The following is a 22,658-nucleotide window of genomic DNA, read 5'->3' as shown; positions in this document are numbered from 1 at the left end:
CCTGTTACACATATTGCTCATGGCGGGCATATACGTCATTCTCACGCTAAGCCTGAATCTAATTGTCGGCTATACAGGATTACCTGCAATGGGTCATGCTGCTTTTTCTTGTATTGGCGCTTATACTTCGAGCCTGTTAGCATTAAATATGGGGATTTCTCCTTGGATCGGATTGGTTATCGGGGCTTGTATGGCGGCATTACTGGGAATCGTCATCGGCTATCCCGCTATACGGTTAAAAGGTGATTATCTGGCGCTGGCAACATTTGGGCTGGGAGTCATTGTTTACTCCATAGCAAAAAATTGGGTGGCGTTTACCAGAGGTCCCATGGGATTGCCAGGTATACCTGGATTTTCATTTTTCGGCATTCAATTATCCAAAATCTGGATGTATTTGATACTGGTGTTATTTTTTGTGATGGTTACCATATTTGTCATCAACAGGATCGTCAATTCTCCATTTGGCAGGGTATTGCGGTCGATCCGAGAGGACGAAATTGCGGCAGAGGCGTTGGGAAAAAATGTAATTAAGCATAAATTGTTAGTGTTCGTTATCGGCGCTTTCTTTGCAGGGATCGCAGGCAGTCTTTATGCCCATTACATCACCTTTATCGATCCATCGAGTTTCACGGTCACGGAATCGATAACGATTTTGCTCATGGTTATTTTTGGCGGTATGGGAAGCATCAGGGGATCAATTGTGGGGGCAACCGTTCTTTTTATTTTGCCCGAACTGCTCCGATTTCTGGGAATGTCGTCATCCATCGCAGCGCCCATGCGACAGATGATTTACGGTCTATTGCTGGTGATTTTAATGATTAAAAGGCCGCAGGGGATTATGGGGGTGTATCGGTTTAAATAAGTTTGAGAGTTTTAGAGTTTAGGAGTTGTGGAGTTTGGGAGTTTAAAAGTTCAATAGACTTCTACAAAATAGCAAAAAACGAGTCATTGCGAGGAGCGAAGTGACGCAGTTGAAAATACTCGTTAAAGTACAATCCGTCATATTAAAGAGTAATGAGATTCCTCACCGCCAACTGGCGGTTCGGAATGACGGGTTTTCGTATTTTGCAGATGTCTATAAGAGTTGATGAGTTGGGAGAATGATGGACAAAGTTCAATTGAAAAAGAGTAATGAGAGAACTATACTGCGAATTCAGAATCTGGTGAAGGAATTTGATGGGGTGCGAGCTGTCGATGGGCTGTCATGTGATATTGAGCGCAACTCCATTACGGCGCTAATTGGGCCAAATGGTTCAGGGAAGACTACGGTTTTTAATCTGATCAGCGGTTTTCTAAGACCAAATAGCGGCAATATCTTTTTGTTTAAACAAGTGCAATCTCCAGAACTCTCTAACTCCCAAACTCTCCAACACCCGAACTCCCCAACTCTCCAACTCCCAAACTCTATAACTCTGCAACTCACCAGACTCAGCCCCTATAAAATCGCCCGAGCAGGGATTTCACGCACGTTTCAGAACATCAGGCTTTTTCCGCAGATTACCGTTATGGAAAATATGTTGCTCGCTACCCAATATGAGAAAGGCGAAAGCCTTATCTCAGGCCTGCTGCAATCAAAGGCGATGAAGAATGAAGAACAAAGGAACAGAGAAAAGGCGCTGGAATATCTGGAGTTGGTGGGGCTTTCGGATAAAAAAGATGAACTTGCCCAAAATATGTCGCATGGTCAGCGGCGGCTGTTGGAAATCGGTCGTGCCCTGGCCACCGATGCTGAGCTATTCCTTCTGGATGAACCAACAGCAGGAGTATTTCCCAATACCAGAATCAAAATCATGGAAGTGATCAGGGAATTAAAAAAGCGGGGCAAGACCATTTTGTTTATCGAACATGATATGAATGTGGTTACGGGAATTTCCGACCATATTATTGTATTGGACCACGGTGAAAAGATCTCAGAGGGAACACCAGAGGAAGTGACGAAGGATGAGAAGGTTATCGAGGCGTATCTTGGGAAGAGAGTTAAGGAGTTGCGGAGTTAGAGAGTTGCAGAGTTCGGGTGTTTGAGCGTTTTGGGATTTTATAGAGTTCTGCAAAACAAGAAAAAAAGTCATTTCGAGCGAAGCGAAAAATCTGGTTAATCAATTGATACCATGAGAAATACAGATTCCTCCCTTCGCTGCGCTTTGTTCGGAATGACAATAAAATTTTAATTTTGCAGATCTCAATTTAGAGTTTTGACATAAGGAGTTTATGTGGCTGATAATCGGAAAAGTGCCGAAATGTTGCTGGTGAAAGATATAACCGTTTTTTATGATAGGGTACTCGCTCTGGATTCAGTCTCGCTTGGCGTGAGCGAGGGCGAAATTGTCGCTATGATCGGGCCAAATGGTGCGGGCAAATCCACAGCGCTGAAGGCGATTTGTGGTTTATTAACTCCGCAGTCTGGGGATATTTTATTTCAATGCGAGAGAATAAATGGTAAACAGCCGTATCAGTTGGTGAAGAAAGGTTTATGCCTGGTGCCTGAAGGGAGACGGGTTTTTCCGACAATGACGGTTGTGGAGAATCTGGAAATGGGGGCGTTCACGATAGAGTTAGGGAGTTTGGGAGCTAGGAGTTGGGGAGTTAAGCGTTCAGGAGTTAGCAGCTTGGGAGTTGGGGGTTCGGTGGTGAAGGAACGGATGGAGAATGTTTTTGAACTGTTTCCATTTTTGAAGAAAAGGCGAAAACAAAAGGCTGGCACTTTGAGCACGGGGGAACAGCAGATGCTTGCCATTGGCAGGGCATTGATGCTAAAACCGAAACTGCTGTTGTTAGATGAACCTTCATTGGGGCTTTCTCCCAACTTCGTAGAGATCGTTTTTGACAAGATCAAAGAGATCAACAAAAATGGAACAACAATTTTATTAGTGGAGCAGAATGCACGAATGGCATTAGAATATGCGGATCGGGGATATGTATTTGAAATCGGCAAAATTGCGTTTGAGGATAAAGCGAAAAATTTACTGGAAAATGAGGAGGTGAAAAGGGCGTTTTTGGGAGGGTAAGACAGCAATATTATTTTATAATTTGACCAAATAATAATTCATTTGCCGATGTTTGCATTCCCCCAATTACCCAATTATCTAATCATCTAATTACCTAAAAACCCAATCACTCCCGAATCCCCAACCGTTCGTTCCATCATCCTCCGCAGCGTCCCTTTGTCAATATTCAACTCCCGTGCCGTTGCCATTCGCTTCTGGTTATTGCGGATCAATGCCTGTTTGATGGCTCACTTTTGAATGGCAGCCAGGGGCTGTACTGCAAGTTTGCTCAGGCCTTTGTCCTTATCTTCGGTTCAAAAATGGTGGAGTAGAAAACCGCTTGGTGAAAGTTATGCTGTTTCTCCCTTACATGGATGAAAGTAGCATAGGTCGATTTCACACAACTTGATAGATCAAAGAATTTTGCGATAATTTAATTAGGGTAGTTTTGCTTTTAGAAACAACAACACTCCAAATTTGTGCTTCTGAATGAGCATTGCTTGACAAACACGGAATTGGCCAAAGCTGAGATCGATGGTAAAACTTTTCTGGGAACATGAAATCTCAGCTGAGTATTGGTCTGAATATTTTTCGATTCGTTGGTAAAAGACAGTTAATGCTACGTCGCGATCAAGTAGAGAAAATGCTTGCATTTTGTGGTAAAAGTCCATAGATTGAAACGAATGTAACAAGAGCTGAATGGTAAAGCACTGGTTGTGTTTTGCGTTTGTTGCATCCAGGAGCGGGGAGCAGCAAAATGGCTAAGACGCTCGATCATTTCTCAGGTAAAGATAAGGGCTCATTTTAACATTAGGTATGCGACTAATTCTGAAATTACTTTCAGATGAAAATTTCATAGCGATTATAACAAGGACATTGTTCGAAATAATAGCTATATTTTGGCACAATAGCTAATAGTTTAACATTGGAGGTCTTTCGGTGGTCTTCCAATAAATTAATTAAACGATAGAAGTTATTCATCCGTCAATATAGTAGAGATGATCAAGGAGAGCGATACAAAGCTGGTGCAAAAAGCCAAACAAGGCGATCGGAATGCGTTCGGGAAATTGGTGAAAAGGTATCAAAATAAAGTCCTGTATTTGGCTTATGATTTGATTGGGAATTATACGGACGCGCAGGATGTTGCACAGAATGTTTTCCTTCAGGCTTTTCAGAATATCGTCTATTTTCGAGATGAATCGAGTTTTTCAACCTGGATTTATCGGATTACCACCAATGCAGCGATCGATTTTCAGCGCAGTCGGAAACGGCGGAAGTCGATTTTCGTCGATCAATCAAAAAATCAAGAGCAAACAAAGCTAATAGTCGAAAATATCGAAGATCCCTATCAGCTCGTTGAGAAACAAATTGAGAATCGAGATTTGCAATCTCGAGTTGCGGATCTGGTCAAAAGTCTCTCGCCGCAGCAGAGAGCTGCTTTCGTACTGAAATATTTTCATCAGCGGACAACTGATGAAATTGCGGCAATTATTGGATGTGATCCAGTCACGGTTCGTGGACATATTTTAAGGGCGACTCTTAAGCTGCGCAAACAATTGAAGGATGAACGATGAAAAAATGTGATCAAGGTTCTCTTGCGGTTGATTACTTTTTCAAGGAGCTCGATCCCGTGCTGCATGAACAATATCAGCGTCATTTGAGCCATTGCGATCTATGCCAGCAGCACATTCAATATTTGGCTGAGACGAAGCGTGTGGTAGGGAAATATCGTCGCAGGAAGCCTGATAAAGCGCTGTTGCGCGACTATCATTTCGCATTAGCTCAGCGGTATGATACCGTTGATCCGAGTCGTGCATGGTGGGATCGCATGGTGGATATTTGGATCAAAAGACCTTCAATCGGGGTTCGGCTGGCAGAAGCTGTGGTGTTGATTCTGATTGGCTTTTTTATTGGCACATCAAAAAGCTGGTTGGCAAGGCCAGAAGCTACTCCATCGGAGGCGAATCATGCAATTGATATTCTGGTAAATGAATCGCCGATATTAAAGAGCTATTTGCGACAAACAGAGATGATCTTGTTGGATGTGAAGAACCTGGATCCAATGGAAGATCAGCAATTGATTTTTAATTTGATCCAATCTGCTCAATATCGCTATCTTTTACAAAAGACATTGTTGTTGCGCGAGCAGGCCCGTGAGATCGAAGACATGCAACTTGATGAGCTGCTAAATCGCATTGAGCTAATTTTGTTAGAGCTTGAGAATGTGAGCATGACCGGCGATGTGGAGATCCTATCGCTTGTCCAGCAACAAGTGAAAGATACGAAACTACTGCTTCAAATCAAGGCGATGAATCAAGAGGGGATTTAATGCGGTTAGCTCAGGATCAGCCAGTTTGATTCAGTCGAATAAATTAGCGGAGCGAGATGAGACGATGATGAGTTCAAAAAGCATTTCAATCTGGGTAATGGCAGTTGTGTTAATGCTGCACATGCCAATGTTAATGGCACAGGATGATGATTTCAAGTTGTTCAATGAGGCGATGGATTTGCGGATTCGGCGTGAATGGGATCAGGCGCTCGAGAGGTATCGACTGCTCAAGCAGAATTTTCCAAACAGCAAGTACATCGATGATGCAGAGTTTTGGTCGGCGTACATTTTGGAAGAGCAGGGGAAGGATGAGGATGCTTTTTTTTCCTATCAACAATTGAAGGACAATTATCCGAATAGTCCCTGGGCCGATGATGCAACGATGCACCAGATTGGATTGGCAGAAAAATTTGTACGACAGGGTCACAAAAGCTATGAACGATTTTTAATCGATCATTTGGAGTCATCGGATAAGAATGTGAAGTATCAGGCTGCACTTAGCTTGGGAAAATTAGGGGATGAACGGGCGATACCGGTGCTTAGGGAGATGGCCAATAATGGCGATAAGGACATGCGGTTTGTTGGAAAAGCATTATTGCAGCGGTTTGAATCGCCCCAAATGGCGGTTCCATCCGATGAATCATCGCTAACAGGAGGAATGCGTCGCAGCTTGTCGGAGGAGGAGAAGGGACGTCATCTCAAACAGCCGCCCAAACTTAAGTCGGATCGACAACCAGCGCGCGTGCGAAAACAATCTGAGCCAAGTTTCAAGCAGCCAAGTCATAAGCCGCAGCCCTCCCAACCAGTTTCACCCAGAAAAATAGAACCCTCCAGAAAAGGTCGGATGAACTGACAGGGCACAGGTGTGAACAATTTCGCTGGCCTTCAGTTAAATAGTCGAAATAGAAGTTTATTATTGGCGCTGTAGCGCCTCTGCTTCTGGGGAGGGTAAATGTTCCGCGGCTCATTTTGACAATCCAGTTCGTCTTGAAATTTCTGTTGGTCAGGTCAATCGTTGCTTTTTCACTTCGCTTCGATGTGAGCGAGATTTTTACTTGAAGTTTTGGGGAAAATAGTGGCTAGTTTAGGGAGAAGAGAATGAAGCATTTTCTTATTGTGCTATTGGTGCTGGTGCTATTGAGCCAGTCTCAAATATTTGCCCAGTATTTTGGCAAGAATAAAGTGCAATATGAGCATTTCGAGTGGCAGTTCATCCAATCGGAACATTTCGATATTTATTTTACGAAAGGTGGGGAGAAGATCGCGGAATTTGCTGCGGAGATCGCTGAGGCCAGCTATCAACAACTAAAAAAAGACTTGCGTTATGAACTGGTCGATCGGATCACGATCATCACCCATAATAGCCATAATGATTTTCAGCAGACCAATGTCGATCTCAATCCGCCAGAGGAATCGGTCGGCGGGTTTACTGAATTTTTTAAAAATCGCGTGGTGGTTCCTTACGAAGGGGAGTGGGAAAGATTTCGACATGTGATCCATCATGAATTGACCCATGCCGTAATGCTTCAAATGGTATATGGCGCAGGGGTACAATCGATCATCACAGGGATGGCGCGGCTGCGTCTGCCATTGTGGTTAATTGAGGGATTGGCCGAGTATGAGAGCCGCGGCTGGGATACAGAGAGCGATATGTTCATGCGTGATGCCACATTGAATAGCTATGTTCCGGAGATCGATTATCTCGATGGTTTTATGGCGTACAAAGGGGGACAGTCGCTGCTTTACTATATGGGACAAAAATACGGGGGAGAAAAGATCGGGGAGTTGTTGGGGAAAATCAAGTTGTCCAAAAGCACAGAGCGAGGCTTGAAACAGGCGATCGGACTGGACACGCGTGACCTGACAAAGAAGTGGCAAACACATTTGAAGCGCGAATATTGGCCCGATATTGCCAATCGAAGCGAGCCGGAGGAGATCGCCAAGCGGATGACCGACCATACCAAATGGCGCAATTTTGTCAATAGCGGTCCAGCACTGTCGCCAAAGGGGGATAAGCTCGCTTTCCTTTCCGATCGTTCCGGATATTTCGATATTTATTTGATGAGCGCCATCGATGGGAAAATCCTCAAAAAATTGGTGAGCGGCCAGCAGTCAGGGGATTTGGAGGAATTGCATTGGCTTCGCGCTGGGATAAGTTGGTCGCCGGATTCCAAATTCATCGCCTTCGCTGCAAAATCTATGGGCGATGATGTGCTCCATATTGTAGACGTGAAAAAGGCGAAGATCGTCCAAAAAATAGCGCTGGATTTGGATGGTGTATTTACTCCCAGTTGGTCTCCTTTGGGCGATGAAATTGCTTTTATGGGGATCAAGCATGGGCAGGGCGACATCTACAGCTATAATTTAAAAACCCGGGAGCTACGAAAACTGACGGACGATGTGTTCAGCGATCTGCAGCCACAATGGTCGCCTGATGGAAAGAAGATCGCCTTTGTCAGCGATCGTCGCCAATATGTCAACATCAATGACCTGCCCAGCGATTTCAAAATTTATCACCAGGGACTGCGGAACCTCGACATTTATCTCAAAGATGTGGAAACCGGTCAGATCGAACGGATCACCGCGACACCAAATCTGGAGGGATCACCTGTGTTCTCACCAAAAGGCGATCGACTAGCATATATCAGCGATGCTTCTGGTATTTTTAATATCTACATCTACGATTTGAAGTCGGGCATCAATTACCCCATCACCAATGTCATCACTGGTGTTTTCAACCTAAGCTGGCACGGGGACGAAAGCAAATTGGCATTTGTGTCGTTTTATAACGCTGGTTATGACATCTATTTGTTAAAAAACCCGCTGAAGATTCTGCCAGGCACTATCAAGCTTGAGGAGACCAATTTCATTGCGAAACATGGTCACAATGAGCTCGAGCGCAATTACGCTGCCGCGTCCAAACAACAGAGCGATCACGTGAGCAAATTGGACGAGAGCCTATTTCGAAATTTCGTATTCGACGAGAAATTTGCCGAAGGAAAAATCGAGATCGAGCCGACCAAAAAATCTGTGTTTTTGGACTCGGCAGAATATAAGTCGCCAAATGGTGAGTATCGTATCAGCAAATATCGGGTGAAATTCTCTCCCGACATCCTTTACGGATCAGCCAGTTATAGCCAATTTTACGGAGTCCAAGGACTCACGCAAATTGCCTTATCTGACGTTCTCGGGAATCATCGCATCGACATTTATACCAATCTATTTTATGATCTGAGAAATTCGAACTACGAGCTAATGTATTTCTATTTGCCGCGGCAGACTGATTGGGGAATTGGTGGCTATCATTATACCTATTTCTATTACATCTATAATTCTTTTTTCCCCACTTGGGCGCGCGATCGGTTCTTCGGTCTCAATCTGTATGCTTCCCATCCATTTTCAAAGTTCAGTCGGATCGACGGAACCCTCCAATGGGTCGGAATTGATCGCGATCTAATTCAATGGGAATTGCCCACTGAAAAAGTGAGGCTATTATTGGCTGGTTTGTACTATATAAAAGACACGGTGCTTTGGGGATATACTGGGCCAATTAATGGGCATCGCTACATGCTCGGTTTGAATTACAGCCCGGGCATTGGTCCCAATAGCTATAATTTTGTCACTGCAAAGGTGGATTATCGCAAATACATCAGGCTGGGAAAGGATTACAATTTTGTCTATCGATTAGCAGCGGGAATCAGCGAGGGCAAAAACCCCCATACCTTTTTCCTTGGCGGAACCTCAGGCTGGTTGAATTATAAGACCCGAGGCGGGCTGAGAGTGGCTGATGTCAATGACATTTATTTCAGCTCATTTGAAGTGCCGATGCGAGGAGGCTATTATTATGAGCGGTACGGCGATCGCTTCATGTTAAACAATTTGGAATTTCGATTTCCATTAATCCGCTATTTTCTCATGGGCTGGCCGATTCCATTGGGTTTTCAAGATATTCGCGGGGCATTATTTACTGATATTGGTGCGGCCTGGTTCGGCGACAAATTCCGAGGAGCGATCGCAACTGATTCAGGTTTTCCCGCATTGAAGGACATCTTTCTCGGCTACGGTATCGGAGCTCGAATGAATCTCGGCTTCTTTATCTTCCGTTTTGATGTCGCTTGGTCCTCAGACCTGGTGAACTACACCCACGGTCCATTTTATTATGTATCATTGGGATCAGAATTCTGATCGCTGAAAGAACTGATGAGATTCGAACGCTGAGGGAGCTTAATTTTCATGCAAAATAGACGAATCGTCCAATCCGCTCTAGTCATGGTCATTGTTTTGAGTCGCTTGGCAGGGCTGCATGGCCAAATCGATGGGAAGCAGATGCCAGTGGCAACATCACAAGCCCGAGAGATGTTTGGTCCACCACCATTTTTATACGATAGCCACTATTTCCTCGAAGATAGCATCGGAACTTCATTTCACTATCGCCTGGACGTAACCGTAGCCTTCGCTAACGATATCCTGCAATTTGTTAAAGAACGGCAGTCGCATTTCACCGCAAGTTACGATTTAGCCGTTCGGATCCTGGACCATAAGGGCAATTTGGTCGTCGAACAGAATGTCGGCGATCAAATCACGGTTCCGGATTTCAAATCCACCAACGATCGGGAATTGAGTAATCGTCATCAAATGAATTTTCGGTTGCATCCGGGACGCTACAAGTTGTCATTGGATTTGACGGATCGCGACACACAAAAGACGCTGCATCGCGAACAAGAGCTGATTCTTCCAAAACCAGATCGCAGCAAGGTTACCCTCAGTGAGATCGTGTTTGCCGATCAGGTGATCGCTGATTCTTCAGATCATATTCGGCAGTTCAGTCCCAATTTGACCCGCCATTTCAGCGATTCCCAGAAGGAGCTTTGGGCCTATTTCGAAATTTACCCGGCCTCAATGGGTGGCGAACTAAAGTTAAGCTATCTGATTCGTAATGCGAATGATCAGAAAGTGGCAGAGCATCAACGATCACTTTCTTCCGATCGAATGGTGGTTCCAATTTTGATCGATCTTAAGGAGCATATTAAGACATCAGGCCGATTCATGCTGGAGGTCAAAGTCGAGCAGCAAAATTTGCATGACCGAACTCAGGCGCGATTTTCCATGCGCTGGAGCAATGATGAGCCCTCTTCATTAAATTTGCAAACGAAAATTGAAACGCTCAAAGAATATGTTTCCGAAAAGGAATTCAAAAATCTGCTCCAATCTCCAGATAGTCTGAAATCGGCCTGGCTAAAAGCGTTCTGGAAACAGCGCGATCCCACTCCAGAGACCGAGTACAATGAACTGCAGCAGGAATTTTATCGACGGGTGGAATTTGCGAATAACGTTTTTACCATCAATGTGCTGGACAAAGAGGGCTGGAAAACCGATCGTGGCGCCGTTTACATTAAATATGGGCCGCCGACCGAAGTGGAGCGGCATCAGGAACAACTGAATGTCCTCCCTTATGAGATATGGTATTATAGCAAATTGGATCAGCGCTTCTTCTTCCAGGATAAAACCGGCATGGGCGATTTTCAATTGATCCGAATTGAGTGATGATGGGTTTCGCGATAGCAGACCCTAAAAACTGCCAGGGAGACCATCTCCCGCTGCTGGAAAAAATTTTCTTTTATATTGCCAGACAAAGCTTAATCGCGAATGGAATTATGATCTGAAACAACAGAATTTTCAGTTTTGGTAAGTTTAAACCACTCATAGCCGCTATTATTTGAATGGATGCCATCATAAAATTTGTTCCTCAGCTTGCCTCGCTGTTTCAGATCGAGTTATTCATCATCTCTATTGCGCTTTTTATAACTGGGCTGATACTTTCAGTAGTCGTGGTTAAAAAGCAGTTTCGCTGGCTATTGTGGTACCCTGAGTGGATGCGGCGTGTTTTAAAAGAATTTTTAGCGCGGAATCCGGGATTTTTCAAACTTTTTATGGTGATTTTTCTGATCAACACATTCTCGCTGGGTTTCAATGTTTTGTCAGGATTCGGGGTCGTGCTTCCAGGCGTTTTTGCTATTTTGATTGGTATTCATGTCGGCGTTATCGCCTATCAAGAAGGGGGATGGAAGGCAATGATCATGATGTTCTTGGCGCCGCATGTCGTTTTCGAGCTACCGGCAGCTTGGCTCAGCCTTGCGTTGGGCTTTCGCCTGGGACTCGAGATCCTCACCTCAGGGGGTGACGCTCAGCTTGTATTTTGGCAGAGCGTGGGGATCTATTATCGGATCATCGTGCCATTGCTCTGGATCGCTGCTCTGTTGGAAGCAGCGCTCATTTCTGTTTCGTTGAAAAGATCACAACATTCCAGCTCGTTTCCGCAGCAACCACTCGAGCCCCAATAATACCACAGCGAGGATCAGCCAGATCGCGCGGTTCCACAATTGAACTTCCGCAGATTGGAGCGTTCGCTGGACTGGGAATTTGAGGCGCTCCACCAACTCATCATAGTCTGTTTCTGTGAAGAATTTGCCACCGGTTTTGAGGGCCAATTGTTGCAAAAGCCGATCATTCCGCTTGGTTTGGAGGAATTCTTGGCTATAGGGTTCAACTGAGAAGTTGCCCTGATCAGTTCCGAGCTCCCGATTGTTGAAGGTCGCTGTCCCCCGATAGGAATAATCACCGGCTGGCAAAGCCGGGAGAGAGCCCTCATATTTGCCAGTGCCAATGCCGTTCAACGAAAAATCGAAACTGCGCTGGCCCCCTCGAACGAAAACTTTCACCTCCACGCCATCCCTCGGACGATAATCTTCATAATAGACCTCTGCGTTAAAACTCACCTTTTGCCCCTCGCGGAAGATGGTCTGGGTAGGGAAAATCCGAACCGGTTTCGTATCTTCTTTTGTGATTAACCAGCGGATACTGTTGCTCAATAATTTGTTCAACGTCTCATTGGATCTCCCAATCCCCCACATCAACAGGTCCCAACGCCAGAAACCATACCCAAGAAACGTGAGGGATTTTTGTTGACCCAATTTTCGAGCTACGATCAGCGGAGGAGGCTGAGGGAAATTACCGCGCAGCAAGCTCTGTTGCGGATCTACTTCAAGGATTACCTCGCTCCCTGGGTGAAGTTTGGTTCGCATGGCTGATAGGTAAATCGGTGGAAGGTTTTGCCAGTATTGCTGATTTTCAAGTTCATCATCCACGATGCGAGCGATCGGGTGGCTCGACCCGGTCATTGATAAGCGGGCCATGACCAAGAGCTCTTCACTTCCGCCACTCAAAAAAGTGACAGGGAGATAATCCTGGAGAGGCAGCAGCAATGATGCGTCCAGGGCGTTGCCAGCTAAGAGCAGGAGCGGAATCTGCCGCGCCCCCAGCGCAGCTTTGATGGTTTGCAGGACATAAGGCGAACTATTTTTCACTGGGTAATTCAGAAGAATGATCGCATCGTATCCGAACAATTGATTGGGATCGCTGGGAAAATCACCTTGATAAAACAAAGGCGCTTTTTTCACCACCCATTGCTCGATTTGGATGTTGGGATCGCTGCTCAAGTTCCGGACAATAAATTTCAAATCGGGATCGGGACTGCCAGCAACCAGCAAAAGCTTTAATTTGCTCTTTAAGACTTGGGTATAAAAACTGTTCTGATTGTTCAGCGTTGTTAACTCATCATTCAAAGCAGGAATTTTGATAGTATACTTTTGAAGCCCTGGCTGCTCAGGAGTGAAATAAAGCCGTACGCTGGTTTCGTACAAATCATGATCAATGGTTAACCATTTGCTGTCTACCACCTGCGTCTGAATCCACAATTGGATCTCAATTTTCTGACCAGAAAAGCCAGCAGCTTGTACCGAGACTTCAACTGGCACCTCAGTGCCAGCATAGGTGATTTGATTGGTGGTCACTTTGGCGATGCGTACGTCCCGTTGCTCCGTGGGCTGTCCGATCCCAATCGGAAATATGGGAATATCGAATTCATCGGCTGCACTCGCGGGATTTTCGCCGAGGTTATTTATCCCATCGCTCACCAGCACCACAGCCTTTAGATACCGATCTACATTCTTCTGTTTCAACTGGCGCAGTGCCGCGCTGATGTCGGTTCCGTTGCCGTCAAATTTGATCGAGTCCATTTGCTCAATATCTAACGGAGTAAGCTGATGAGAGAACTGATAATATTCTACGTGATTCTCTTTGGCCACTCTCTGAAAGAGTTCCGAACGAATGATCGATTGTGCGCGGGCTGAGCGCGAGATGCCTTCATCCGTAAGGGACATGCTGGCAGAAGTATCCACGAGGACTGCCACAATTGGCGATTCAGCTTTGTACCAAGATAAGCTGATCACTGGTTCAAATAAAAGGAAACTAAGAATCAATAACGCGGCGATCCTTAGCAGCTTGAGCAGCCTGCGGACCCAACTTGGGACAGGCGGAACTGTGTATCGATAGACGAACCAAGTCAAGCCGATCAAACTGACCATCAAAATGATAAGCAAAATCGCATTTCCTGAGAAATTTAGTTTGAATTGTTCCATATCAAGGATTGATAATTTAGTCGATTCACCAAGGATGTAAAGCCAGAATGTGAAGCGCAATGGAGCTTGGTCGCTCAGCTAATGCTACAAGCTGCTGAGCAAACAGTCGCACTTCGATTCGGAAATCATGGCGTTGGCATTCAAGGGCATCAACAAACGATTGATGACCGATACTGCTGAATCCCATGTTCAATTGCCCATGAGCGAATTAGATGAACGATTTGGATCTGCCGAACCGAATCAGAGTGGTGGAGTATATTTTTTTTATATCGATCCAACAGAGCGAGTGCTCGTTAATATGATTATTTTGCTTTATGATTGGCTGCGCTTAATTTTGATACGAACTTTTTTACTTTGAGCAGATCTTTATGTTGGAGTCGCTCGAAAATTCCCAACGCTTCGCTGGCAAAGCTTTGCACCAAATCGGGCTCTGCACGCTTCTCGGCATGCCAGCAGCGAGCAAGACCGAATTTAGAATCTGCGATCAATTCGATGCTGCCGACCTTTTGTGCCAGGGGCAGGGCCTGCTCAAAGAGTTCGAGAGCATTAAGCCAGAGCTTGCGATCGATGGCCAATTCGCCCAGGTTGCCCAGAAATATCGCTTGAGCTGCTTTATCATCGATCTCGCGAGCAATGGTTAATGCTTCTTGATAGTAGTTTTCAGCCTCATCGTAGTTCTTTTGTTCTCGCGCCAGTTGGCCCAGGCTATTCAAAGCGTAGGCGACTTCGCGATGGGCACCTAAATCGCGGCGAATGGCCAGCGCTCTTTTGAGCAGTTCTTCTGCCTGAGCGTATTCGCAATTTTGCTGGGCGATCAATCCACCCAGACGCAGTGCAGATGCTTCATCGCCCTTTGTGCCCCCTCGCTCCCAAGCTTTAACACATTTCTTTAACCATTCTGAGGCCAGATTGGTTCGTCCGCGCTTGTAATGCATCCAAGCGACATCAAACGCCCGCCAGCCAGCGTTGCGCCACGTTTCGGATGCGGAGGCTGCTAAGTAAGCTTGTTCGTTCAATCGAATGAAATCATCCCATCGGCCGCTGTAAGAAAGGAAAAAGGAAAGAGCGCTAATGAGCTCAACGAGCAACCGAGCCGCATCGCTATTGCCAACCCGATCGTTCTTGATCTCAGCCGTGTCCCAGAGCCAGACCGAGATTGCTTCGAGGTTGGCCCATTCTAATTCCAATCGGTCGAAAGTTCGATAGGCATCTTTATCATAGCCGCCAAACTTTTTGGCATAATCGACCCAGTAACGAGCGAACCGCATCCCAGTTTCGAAAGCGACATCTGGCTCGGCCATCAATTCATCCCGGACGAAATTGCGGGTGAGTTGATGAAGGCTATAGCGCTCGGCGCCTAATTCGCGATTCACCAACGACAGCGAGTTCAGGCGCTCCAAGACAGTTTCCAAGGCAGTGCGAGATAGATCGGCGACCGCCATGAGCGCCTCGAATGTGGCAGAGGGGATAAAGAAAGAAAGTGCATTTAATGCCGCTACTTCCCCGGCGCTGAGGTCCTTGCGTGCCTCTTTATAAATGAATTTTTGCAGCGGCGATTTAAGAGAAGCCCCTTGACGAAGCAAGGCCATGGCTCGATCGAACGTCAATCCTTTAGCGCGCATCAAACCCAACGTCCAGATAAGCGCTAAGGGCGACCCGCCTGTTTCCTGATGTAACTCGCGCCAGCGGGCTTCCCCCGCCATTTGAATCGTCTGACGCAATTGTTCCTCGCGGCTTGACTCATGCTCGATAATGGCTCGGGCGGTCTCCCAATCCAGTGCCTCTAATCGAAGCCAGAGCGCCCCTTCACCGCCCCGACGGCGACTGGTGAGAATGGCTTTGCAGCTCTGCGGCAAAAACCGCAATTGATCGGCCAGCGCTTCTTGTTCCTCCTTGGTTAAGGTCTCCAGATTATCATAGATTAATAATGTTCGGGTGCGACGCAATACATCGAATAGCATTTGAATTTTATGCTCGCTGGGCAATTTGCTGATGTTGGGCTGGCCAAAAGCACGAGCTGTTTCATTAATAAACTCATCAAGCGTGGTTGCCGCTCGCATCTCCGGGGCAATGCCGCTCGGTTCCAATCGCTTTTGTTTGGCACTGACAAACACGAACGCATCGAACAATCCCAGCTCTTTCGAGCGATAGGCTGCTTCTACAGCCAGCGCGGTTTTTCCGATGCCCCCAATCCCATCGATCACGACGCCCCAGCCGCGTTCCTCTGGGCTGAGCGCCTGAAGCACTTTTTCCATCTCTTTTTCTCGTCCAAAAAAGGCAGCGCGACGCGGCAACGTATTGGGCATCAGCGCGGTAAAGGTGCTCAGCTCCTGTGGAGTTACCATTTGCTGATTCACTTGTTCGGCATACTCCAATAAAAAATCTGTCAAATGCTTGCGCACCAACCGTTCGAATGACTCCACGCTATCAAATATCTGATAAAGACCGGGATGGTCGGCTGCTGGGGCAAAGCCAGCAAAAAACTGCTTGACGCGCTGCAATTGAATGGGATCGACATCATCATAGGCTGGGCTCCGTTTGCACCAATAAAACATAATGCGAGGTCGATGATGCCGTTGCCACAGTCGATAAGCGACCTGAAATTCTTCTTCCGTTCCAGAAAGATATTCTTTTCCCGTTTGCGGATCGCGTTGCTTCGGTGGTGTTCCAAACCGATGCCATAAAATACCTATGAAAACATCCCAACTATCCGGCTGCAATTGATCCAAAATGATTTGCTCTGGCCGACCCTGATCCGGCACTACCTGGTGCCAATCAACCAAATCCAATACAACGCCAACGTGATTGGCCAGCGCTTTTAGATCTTCCACCACCAAAGACAACCGAGCTCGCTCGGCGCTCATGTCGGACGGCGCAGCAACAAACAACCGCAATTTTTTTAAATGCCGTTGTTTTCCACCCTCCGCTCCATTCCCGTTACTCATAGCCTTCACCTCTCTCAATAAGATTCCTTTTGGATCAGAACTTCATCGTATTGGACTGCCGATTGGTAATGGTCAGAGCCTCCGAATTTATTTGAACATTTGCTTTAATATTAGGCTATTCGGCAGAAAATTTATTGATCAATCAGCTTGCAATTGGGATATTTTGCCCTGAAGGCGCTTTAATTTCGCGATCACTTTTAGATCGGCAGCAGTAAACTGGAATTGGCCCAAATCAGAAATTTCGACCCACCGCCATGCTGCGACGCCACGGCTTTGGGGATGATCGTGCAGGCAAGTGCACCAAAAAACATGCAAGGTGATTTTCAACTGATCATACTGGTGCGAGACCTTCATTAGCTTTTGCCCCACCCGAATAGGGAGATCCAGTTCTTCGGCGATCTCTCGAACCAGGCATTGCTCTAGCGTTTCATTTGGCTGTTGCTTACCACCAGGAAATTCCCATAATCCGCCAAAAGCGTCATTAAACTGTCGCTGAGTGATTAGGATTTTCCCGTTGTGATGGATCAAACCAGCCGTAACATGGTAGTGTGGCAGTTTAAACTCGGTTGTTTGTCCCATACTACTAATTTAAACTCAATTTTGATTTAATGCCCAAATTGAAATTTGCAGAAAAATTTTCCTCCACGTCTATCGAAATTCCACGAACCGTCGTTTCCGCAAAATCACTATCGGCCGTGGGATGGAAAAAGCCGCCATTGTCTGGCGATTCATTCCATATGCTGATCGAATTGGAAAACAGTTTTTGAAAAAATCGGATCGATGCCCTGATCGAAAGCTCTGTTATTATCTTTTCTCATTGAATTGGTTCAGCAGGTTAATTGGACGAACTTATCAGTCAGAATGATGCAGAAAAATTCAATCTCCAAAAAATTTTTTAAGCCAAATCGTTACAGTAGAGGCAGATCGCCCCATCGCGGTTAGCTCGAAACTTGTTTACACAGGAAGCGAAAGAGCCCTCTGCATTTGCAGGATTGACAAACTTGTGCGAAACATTTATTCCATTCGCATAAACCTGACGATCTTATCTTTATTGGGAGCTCGATTGGCTTCATTGGGAAGCCGATTGATCTTGCCTCATTTGAAAATTAGTTTTCTATGCTTAGGCATGGTTTTTCGAGTGATCACCAGGCTGACCAGAATGACGACCACATAAACCAGGCCGATCACGGCCATGGGAGGAAGCTTGGTAGGGGACGGCGGACTGATTTGCGGATTTCCAACCAACTGGAAGCCAGCCCAGAAAAATGGATGAGCACGTGAGATTTCGCGATTGTCGAGCGTGAAGGTCTCTTTCAATGAAGCTATTTTTGCCTCTTGCAGAGCTTGGCTGGCAGTCTGCCGCTTGTATTTCAACTCCCAATAAAATTTCGCCAGATACTGGCTGGTTGACAAACAGTTGACTGGCCAAAGCCGAAAAATCACTGATCTAACGCCAGCCAACAAAAATACCTGGGGCAAAGCAATGACGCCTGGATTCCCATGACTACTGAAAGATAGCAATTGGCTATTTCCCATTGTCAGCAAATCCGCAGAAAAACTGCTCTGGAGTAGCTCCTCTAAGGTCAACCATGCGCTGATACCGACAGAATCGTCAGGCGCGCAACTGAAAATAATTCCAGATTCGAAAACATTGGAATTGTCTAATGGCGCTGGGAGCGTCAAATGAATCCAGCGATAATTGGGCCCTGCAGTGAGAAAGTACGATTTGTTCGCTTGTTGCTGCCGCAGATTATCATGCCGAAACAACAACCGAGAGACGCGTTTGATCTCCTCAACTTCATAATCGTTGCGCCAATTGACCTGCAAAAGGGGTTTTGATGCCCATATTCCAGATTTATTTGGGGCCAATGGCTCGCTCATGGTGAGCAAACGATGGCGCAGCGTTTTCATGCTCCGATAAGAGTCGGTGATCAACGCCAACAGGGCCGTCGAATAATTATAGCTTGTGGCATAGTGACGGATCAAATAATCCAAGCTGCCTAATTCTTGATAGAGCGCTCGTTCATTCACCGAATTATGCGCAGGGAGACTACACAGCAAGAGCTCGAACGGCAATCCAAAGAACATCTCATCTGGAATCACGCAGATGGATTTTGCATTTTTCAAACGAACTTCTAATGGTTGAAACAATAGTTTGTACAAATCATGAGCGGTTTTGACCGAAAATTCTAATCTGAACGGATCAGAGCTATTATAAAATGGCTTCATTAACAGGTCTATCTTATTCTCTACCAATCTTCTGGAGCAATGCCACTGAACGACTGACAAGGAGTCGCAAGACATCACAAAAGCGACGATTCGATCTTGGGTCACCCAGAAATTGATTATAGCCTGTTTATCATCAATGCATTTTTCCATTATTGCTTCGATGGCGATCGGATGTTTCATCGCGTTCAATAGCATTGCACCGACCTTTGATGATACCCGAAGCTGATCGAGCGCCATCGAAAGAGATTCGTTCGGATCTCCATCGAGCGAAGAGACTGGCCAATAGCCCGATCTAAGGAGGGTCAACAGTTTGAGATTTTTTTTCCGTTCGAGCCAATCATAGGCTAACGCCACATAATTGCTATCAGGAAATTGTTGAGCGAGCATGAGCATGCGCTCGATCATCTCGTCGTAATAGGCCAATCCACGGTGATAATCCCCGATGGAAATTTGGATCGAATCAAAGCATTGCGCTTCAAACAGCTTAATACTATCGACTAATGCAGCTTCTTGGGTGCTGACAGACGATTCAATAGATCCGAGACAATTCCCAGCGACGATGAAGAAGATTACAAACCAGGCTGTTACTGGAATTTTCATGATGGGCCAGGTTGTATTAGCGATTGGTATCATTTTTACACGTTTTGAGTTAAAGGCACATGCCACTTGTACGAACTCTACTAAAATAGATGGGCAGCGAGCCACGGTTTTGCATAAAGCTGGTAATAAAGATCGAGATAATCGATCAATCCAGTATGAGACTGATAGTAAAAAAGCAAGCTGAAAATCACAAGGGCCGTGGTGATGATCAGAACGATTGCAGCGCGAGCCAACGGCCAGATAAACATCACTCGCATTGCTTTTATCATTCGGAATATGAACCAAAGCAGTAAGAGGGCGATCCCCAAAAATATCGGAAGCACAAAATTTGGATATTGCAACAACCGGAATAGCATCATTCCCAACGGCACGAAGAGAATTAGGTTTGCTCCGAACCAGAATGGAATGATCAGCGCTTGGCTCATGGCGCAGCGTCGGCCAGTAATTAGGCCCAGCAATTTAAAATAAAAACCAGTCAGCAGAAAAAGAGCCAGTCCGAGGCCAGAAAAAACCAGAATGCCAGAGTGAGGATGCCAGCTCAAGAAACAGATTTTTCGCTTAAAATTCTCCCCTGGGAAGACCAAGGTCAACAGATGGTCTATTGGCAGCTCGTTGCCAAAATAACTCAGCAGTGAGGCCAGGATGAGGCCAATCCCGACAGATGAGAATAGCGCCATGGCGAAAGTATGAGAGCCAGGAATTTTTCGGCCATCGCGGATGTCCACATAGAAGCCGTGAGGATGGACAAACACCCGGCGAAAATTCTCTCGAAAGTAACGCCGAGTATTGGTCATGAATAAGAAGATCAAAACCATAGTTAGACCAGTGATCGGGAAACTGATTGGGGGTTGTGCTTTAATATCCGCGATCGAATTATAATTGACCTTGCCTTCTTGATACAATCTGCGGAGCGTTTCAAAAGCAGCGCGCTTTTTGCGTTGCTGATCTGCTAATCCGAACGGCCTCAGATTGCTGATGATATTATTTTCATAGCGGGCCGATGGAAAATTCCCCAGATAATCGGTTAGCGCTGTGTAAAAATAGCCGTCGATCCCCTCCTGAGCGGAAATGGTTTGCCATATCTCTGCGATTTTTAGTAATTGTTGTTCTTCATTCAGCCCCGTTTGTTGGCTTGTGGCGGGAGCTTTCAGAGGGGCTCCGAATGATAGCACGAATTTAGCTTGGTCACGATGCTGCCGAAGCCATTTTTGAAGCTCCGATTGAAGCTGATCTTTCTTGATATCGAGGACTGAAAGGACCTGGTATACGGCTGAATCGTCATGGTTGCTGGATAGCGGTGGAGAGCTCCAAAAATATAAAATTTGACCTGGCAATGTCGGCGCATTGCTTTTGAGTTTTGCAAACAGTTGAGCGAAATTGGCTTCGGACAAATAAAGATTCCCACCGATCCCCCAGCCTAAAATGCACACATGGTTTTTATCCCTTTCGATGGTCTCCCGCAAATAATCGGCATAATGATCGGTAAACAGGGGAGAGGAAAATCTTTTTGCTGGCAGCCATTCCACCGGGATCTCTTCGAGCAACATAATCCCTAAGCTATCGCACAATGATGCCACCGCTGGATGGGGTGGATGATGCAACACGCGAATGGCATTGGCATGAAGTTGTTTGACCATCTCAAGGTCGCCCAGTAGTGAGGCACGATCGAACATAGCTCCATTGGCCCCGTAATCCTCAGCCCAGGTCACTCCGCGGAGAATAAGACGCTGGCTATTGAGGAATACATCGCCGTTTTGAATTTCGAGTCGTTTCAAACCCAGTTTTTGATCATGTTGGTCAATGATTTTTCCTTGAGAAATCAGTTGAATACGCAGCCAGTATCGATGCGGTGTATCCGGTGACCAAAGCTTTGGTTGAGCCAATTTGAATTGCGTGGTGACTGTACGGGTTAAGCTATAATTGCTTATGTCGAGATCTTTTCGTTCCTGATAAATTGGTCGATCTTCGTTTTCTTCCCGCAAATCGATCGAATAGACCAATGCCCGGAGCAATGGTGTTTTTTCTGGGCGATTTTCAATTCGATCTTTAATGACAAAGGACAAATCAAATTGGCTCTGGGAATAGTCTGGTGACAATTGGTACTCCAGATCCACCGTTTCAATGGAGAGTTCTGGGATTGCCAGCAAATAAAGCGAGCGAAAGATCCCGGGCGTATTGTTCATCGCCTCTGGTTGGTAGCGATGGGGGATAGTAGTTTTATTATTCAGCCGCGTATCGACTTTAATTTCGATACAGTTCTTTTTGAATAAATGGATGATCCCATCGGCGACATCGAATGAAAAGGAATTATAACCGCCGATATGGCTACCGATAAATTTATCATTGATGAAAATTCGACAGGAATAATTGATGCCATAACAGATCAGCCGAAAAGAATGATCCGAAAAGCTCGAATCGGGAACGAAATACTTGCGGAATGTGATTTCGCCATAATAATCGCAACTGGCTGGCAGCACGACAGGGCGAAACACGTCTTTTTCCTTGATTCGATATTCCCACTCACCATCGAGAGGGATCAGCGGACGATACTCATTTGGCGATTGCCAGGAATAGCTTTTGAGGATAAATGAATCTCTCGGGGCTTGAATAAATCGGATTTCATCACCGCGACTCAAGCGAAACTGAAATATTATTAAACACAGCAACATCAAGAATCTGGATCTGCCCATGGTGAAAGTCCCTCTTGCGTTACATATAATTACTCTCTATTATGAATCCATCAACGAGGCTCATTCGCTTCTATTGTAAAATTCGGAATTCAATGAATTCACATTGCCCCTCTCCGCCTGCTGGCGGACAGCATGATAGTTGGGCTGATTATTGGAATTTTTCAGCAGAAACCCATTAGAAAACTGGCCGCATAATGTAAATAATTTTTCTTTAAAATACAATAAGATTATTTTGAAGAAAAAGCAAAAAAAGATAGTCGTTCAAATCCGTTATAGGATTCCATTCTGCTCGATTTCCCGAATTGCGATGAATGAAATCAACCCATTTAATCCCCAATTATTCTTTTTGGAAACCCAGAAACATTGTTGGATGTGGCTATTTTTTGCTTTACTTTTATGCTAAG

At 45.7% G+C, this 22,658-nt stretch carries 14 protein-coding genes; 9 read left to right on the top strand and 5 right to left on the bottom strand.

The genetic code is table 11. From position 1 onward, the window contains the following. Window position 1 precedes the first annotated feature (1 nt). From ONB37_17855 to ONB37_17815, 9 genes are all read left to right on the top strand, one after another. Window positions 2-862, top strand: coding sequence for a branched-chain amino acid ABC transporter permease (locus ONB37_17855; GenBank protein MDZ7402028.1), 861 nt, complete (start codon window positions 2-4; stop codon window positions 860-862). Window positions 863-1,100: 238 nt separating this feature from the next. Further along, complete coding sequence (locus ONB37_17850; GenBank protein MDZ7402027.1) at window positions 1,101-1,997, top strand: ABC transporter ATP-binding protein; 897 nt, start codon at window positions 1,101-1,103, stop codon at window positions 1,995-1,997. 240 nt (window positions 1,998-2,237) lie between these two features. After that, window positions 2,238-3,005, top strand: coding sequence for an ABC transporter ATP-binding protein (locus ONB37_17845; GenBank protein ID MDZ7402026.1), 768 nt, complete (start codon window positions 2,238-2,240; stop codon window positions 3,003-3,005). A 977-nt stretch (window positions 3,006-3,982) separates the two neighbouring features. Next, window positions 3,983-4,558 (top strand): sigma-70 family RNA polymerase sigma factor, encoded by a 576-nt coding sequence (locus ONB37_17840; GenBank protein MDZ7402025.1) that lies wholly within the window; start codon window positions 3,983-3,985, stop codon window positions 4,556-4,558. Continuing rightward, window positions 4,555-5,313: a hypothetical protein gene (locus ONB37_17835; protein MDZ7402024.1), complete on the top strand. Its 759-nt coding sequence runs from the start codon at window positions 4,555-4,557 to the stop codon at window positions 5,311-5,313. The genes ONB37_17840 and ONB37_17835 overlap by 4 nt, the downstream gene beginning before the upstream one ends. Window positions 5,314-5,377: 64 nt before the next feature. Beyond that, window positions 5,378-6,166, top strand: a complete 789-nt coding sequence (locus ONB37_17830; protein MDZ7402023.1) for a tetratricopeptide repeat protein — start codon at window positions 5,378-5,380, stop codon at window positions 6,164-6,166. 245 nt (window positions 6,167-6,411) lie between these two features. Further along, window positions 6,412-9,498, top strand: coding sequence for a peptidase MA family metallohydrolase (locus tag ONB37_17825; protein MDZ7402022.1), 3,087 nt, complete (start codon window positions 6,412-6,414; stop codon window positions 9,496-9,498). A gap of 48 nt (window positions 9,499-9,546) precedes the next feature. Next, window positions 9,547-10,857, top strand: a complete 1,311-nt coding sequence (locus ONB37_17820; GenBank protein ID MDZ7402021.1) for a GWxTD domain-containing protein — start codon at window positions 9,547-9,549, stop codon at window positions 10,855-10,857. A gap of 176 nt (window positions 10,858-11,033) precedes the next feature. Then, the gene (locus tag ONB37_17815; protein MDZ7402020.1) at window positions 11,034-11,654 is read left to right on the top strand and encodes a stage II sporulation protein M; all 621 of its coding nucleotides are present in this window, start codon (window positions 11,034-11,036) and stop codon (window positions 11,652-11,654) included. Here ONB37_17815 and ONB37_17810 read toward each other — a convergent pair. The 5 genes from ONB37_17810 to ONB37_17790 form a co-directional block, all read right to left on the bottom strand. Further along, window positions 11,607-13,751, bottom strand: a complete 2,145-nt coding sequence (locus ONB37_17810; GenBank protein ID MDZ7402019.1) for a VWA domain-containing protein — start codon at window positions 13,749-13,751, stop codon at window positions 11,607-11,609. The two genes, ONB37_17815 and ONB37_17810, sit on opposite strands and share 48 nt — an antisense overlap. 341 nt (window positions 13,752-14,092) lie before the next feature. Further along, window positions 14,093-16,735 (bottom strand): tetratricopeptide repeat protein, encoded by a 2,643-nt coding sequence (locus ONB37_17805; GenBank protein MDZ7402018.1) that lies wholly within the window; start codon window positions 16,733-16,735, stop codon window positions 14,093-14,095. 138 nt (window positions 16,736-16,873) lie between these two features. Beyond that, window positions 16,874-17,314, bottom strand: coding sequence for a (deoxy)nucleoside triphosphate pyrophosphohydrolase (locus tag ONB37_17800; protein ID MDZ7402017.1), 441 nt, complete (start codon window positions 17,312-17,314; stop codon window positions 16,874-16,876). A gap of 516 nt (window positions 17,315-17,830) precedes the next feature. Further along, complete coding sequence (locus ONB37_17795; protein ID MDZ7402016.1) at window positions 17,831-19,597, bottom strand: CHAT domain-containing protein; 1,767 nt, start codon at window positions 19,595-19,597, stop codon at window positions 17,831-17,833. Window positions 19,598-19,644: 47 nt separating this feature from the next. After that, the gene (locus ONB37_17790; protein ID MDZ7402015.1) at window positions 19,645-22,254 is read right to left on the bottom strand and encodes a hypothetical protein; all 2,610 of its coding nucleotides are present in this window, start codon (window positions 22,252-22,254) and stop codon (window positions 19,645-19,647) included. Window positions 22,255-22,658: the final 404 nt, after the last annotated feature.

The organism is candidate division KSB1 bacterium, assembly GCA_034506395.1.
In the GTDB taxonomy this organism is placed as follows: domain Bacteria; phylum Zhuqueibacterota; class Zhuqueibacteria; order Thermofontimicrobiales; family Thermofontimicrobiaceae; genus Thermofontimicrobium.
The sequence above is the reverse complement of the archived record's forward strand: the minus strand, read 5'-3'. Positions and strand labels throughout refer to the sequence as shown.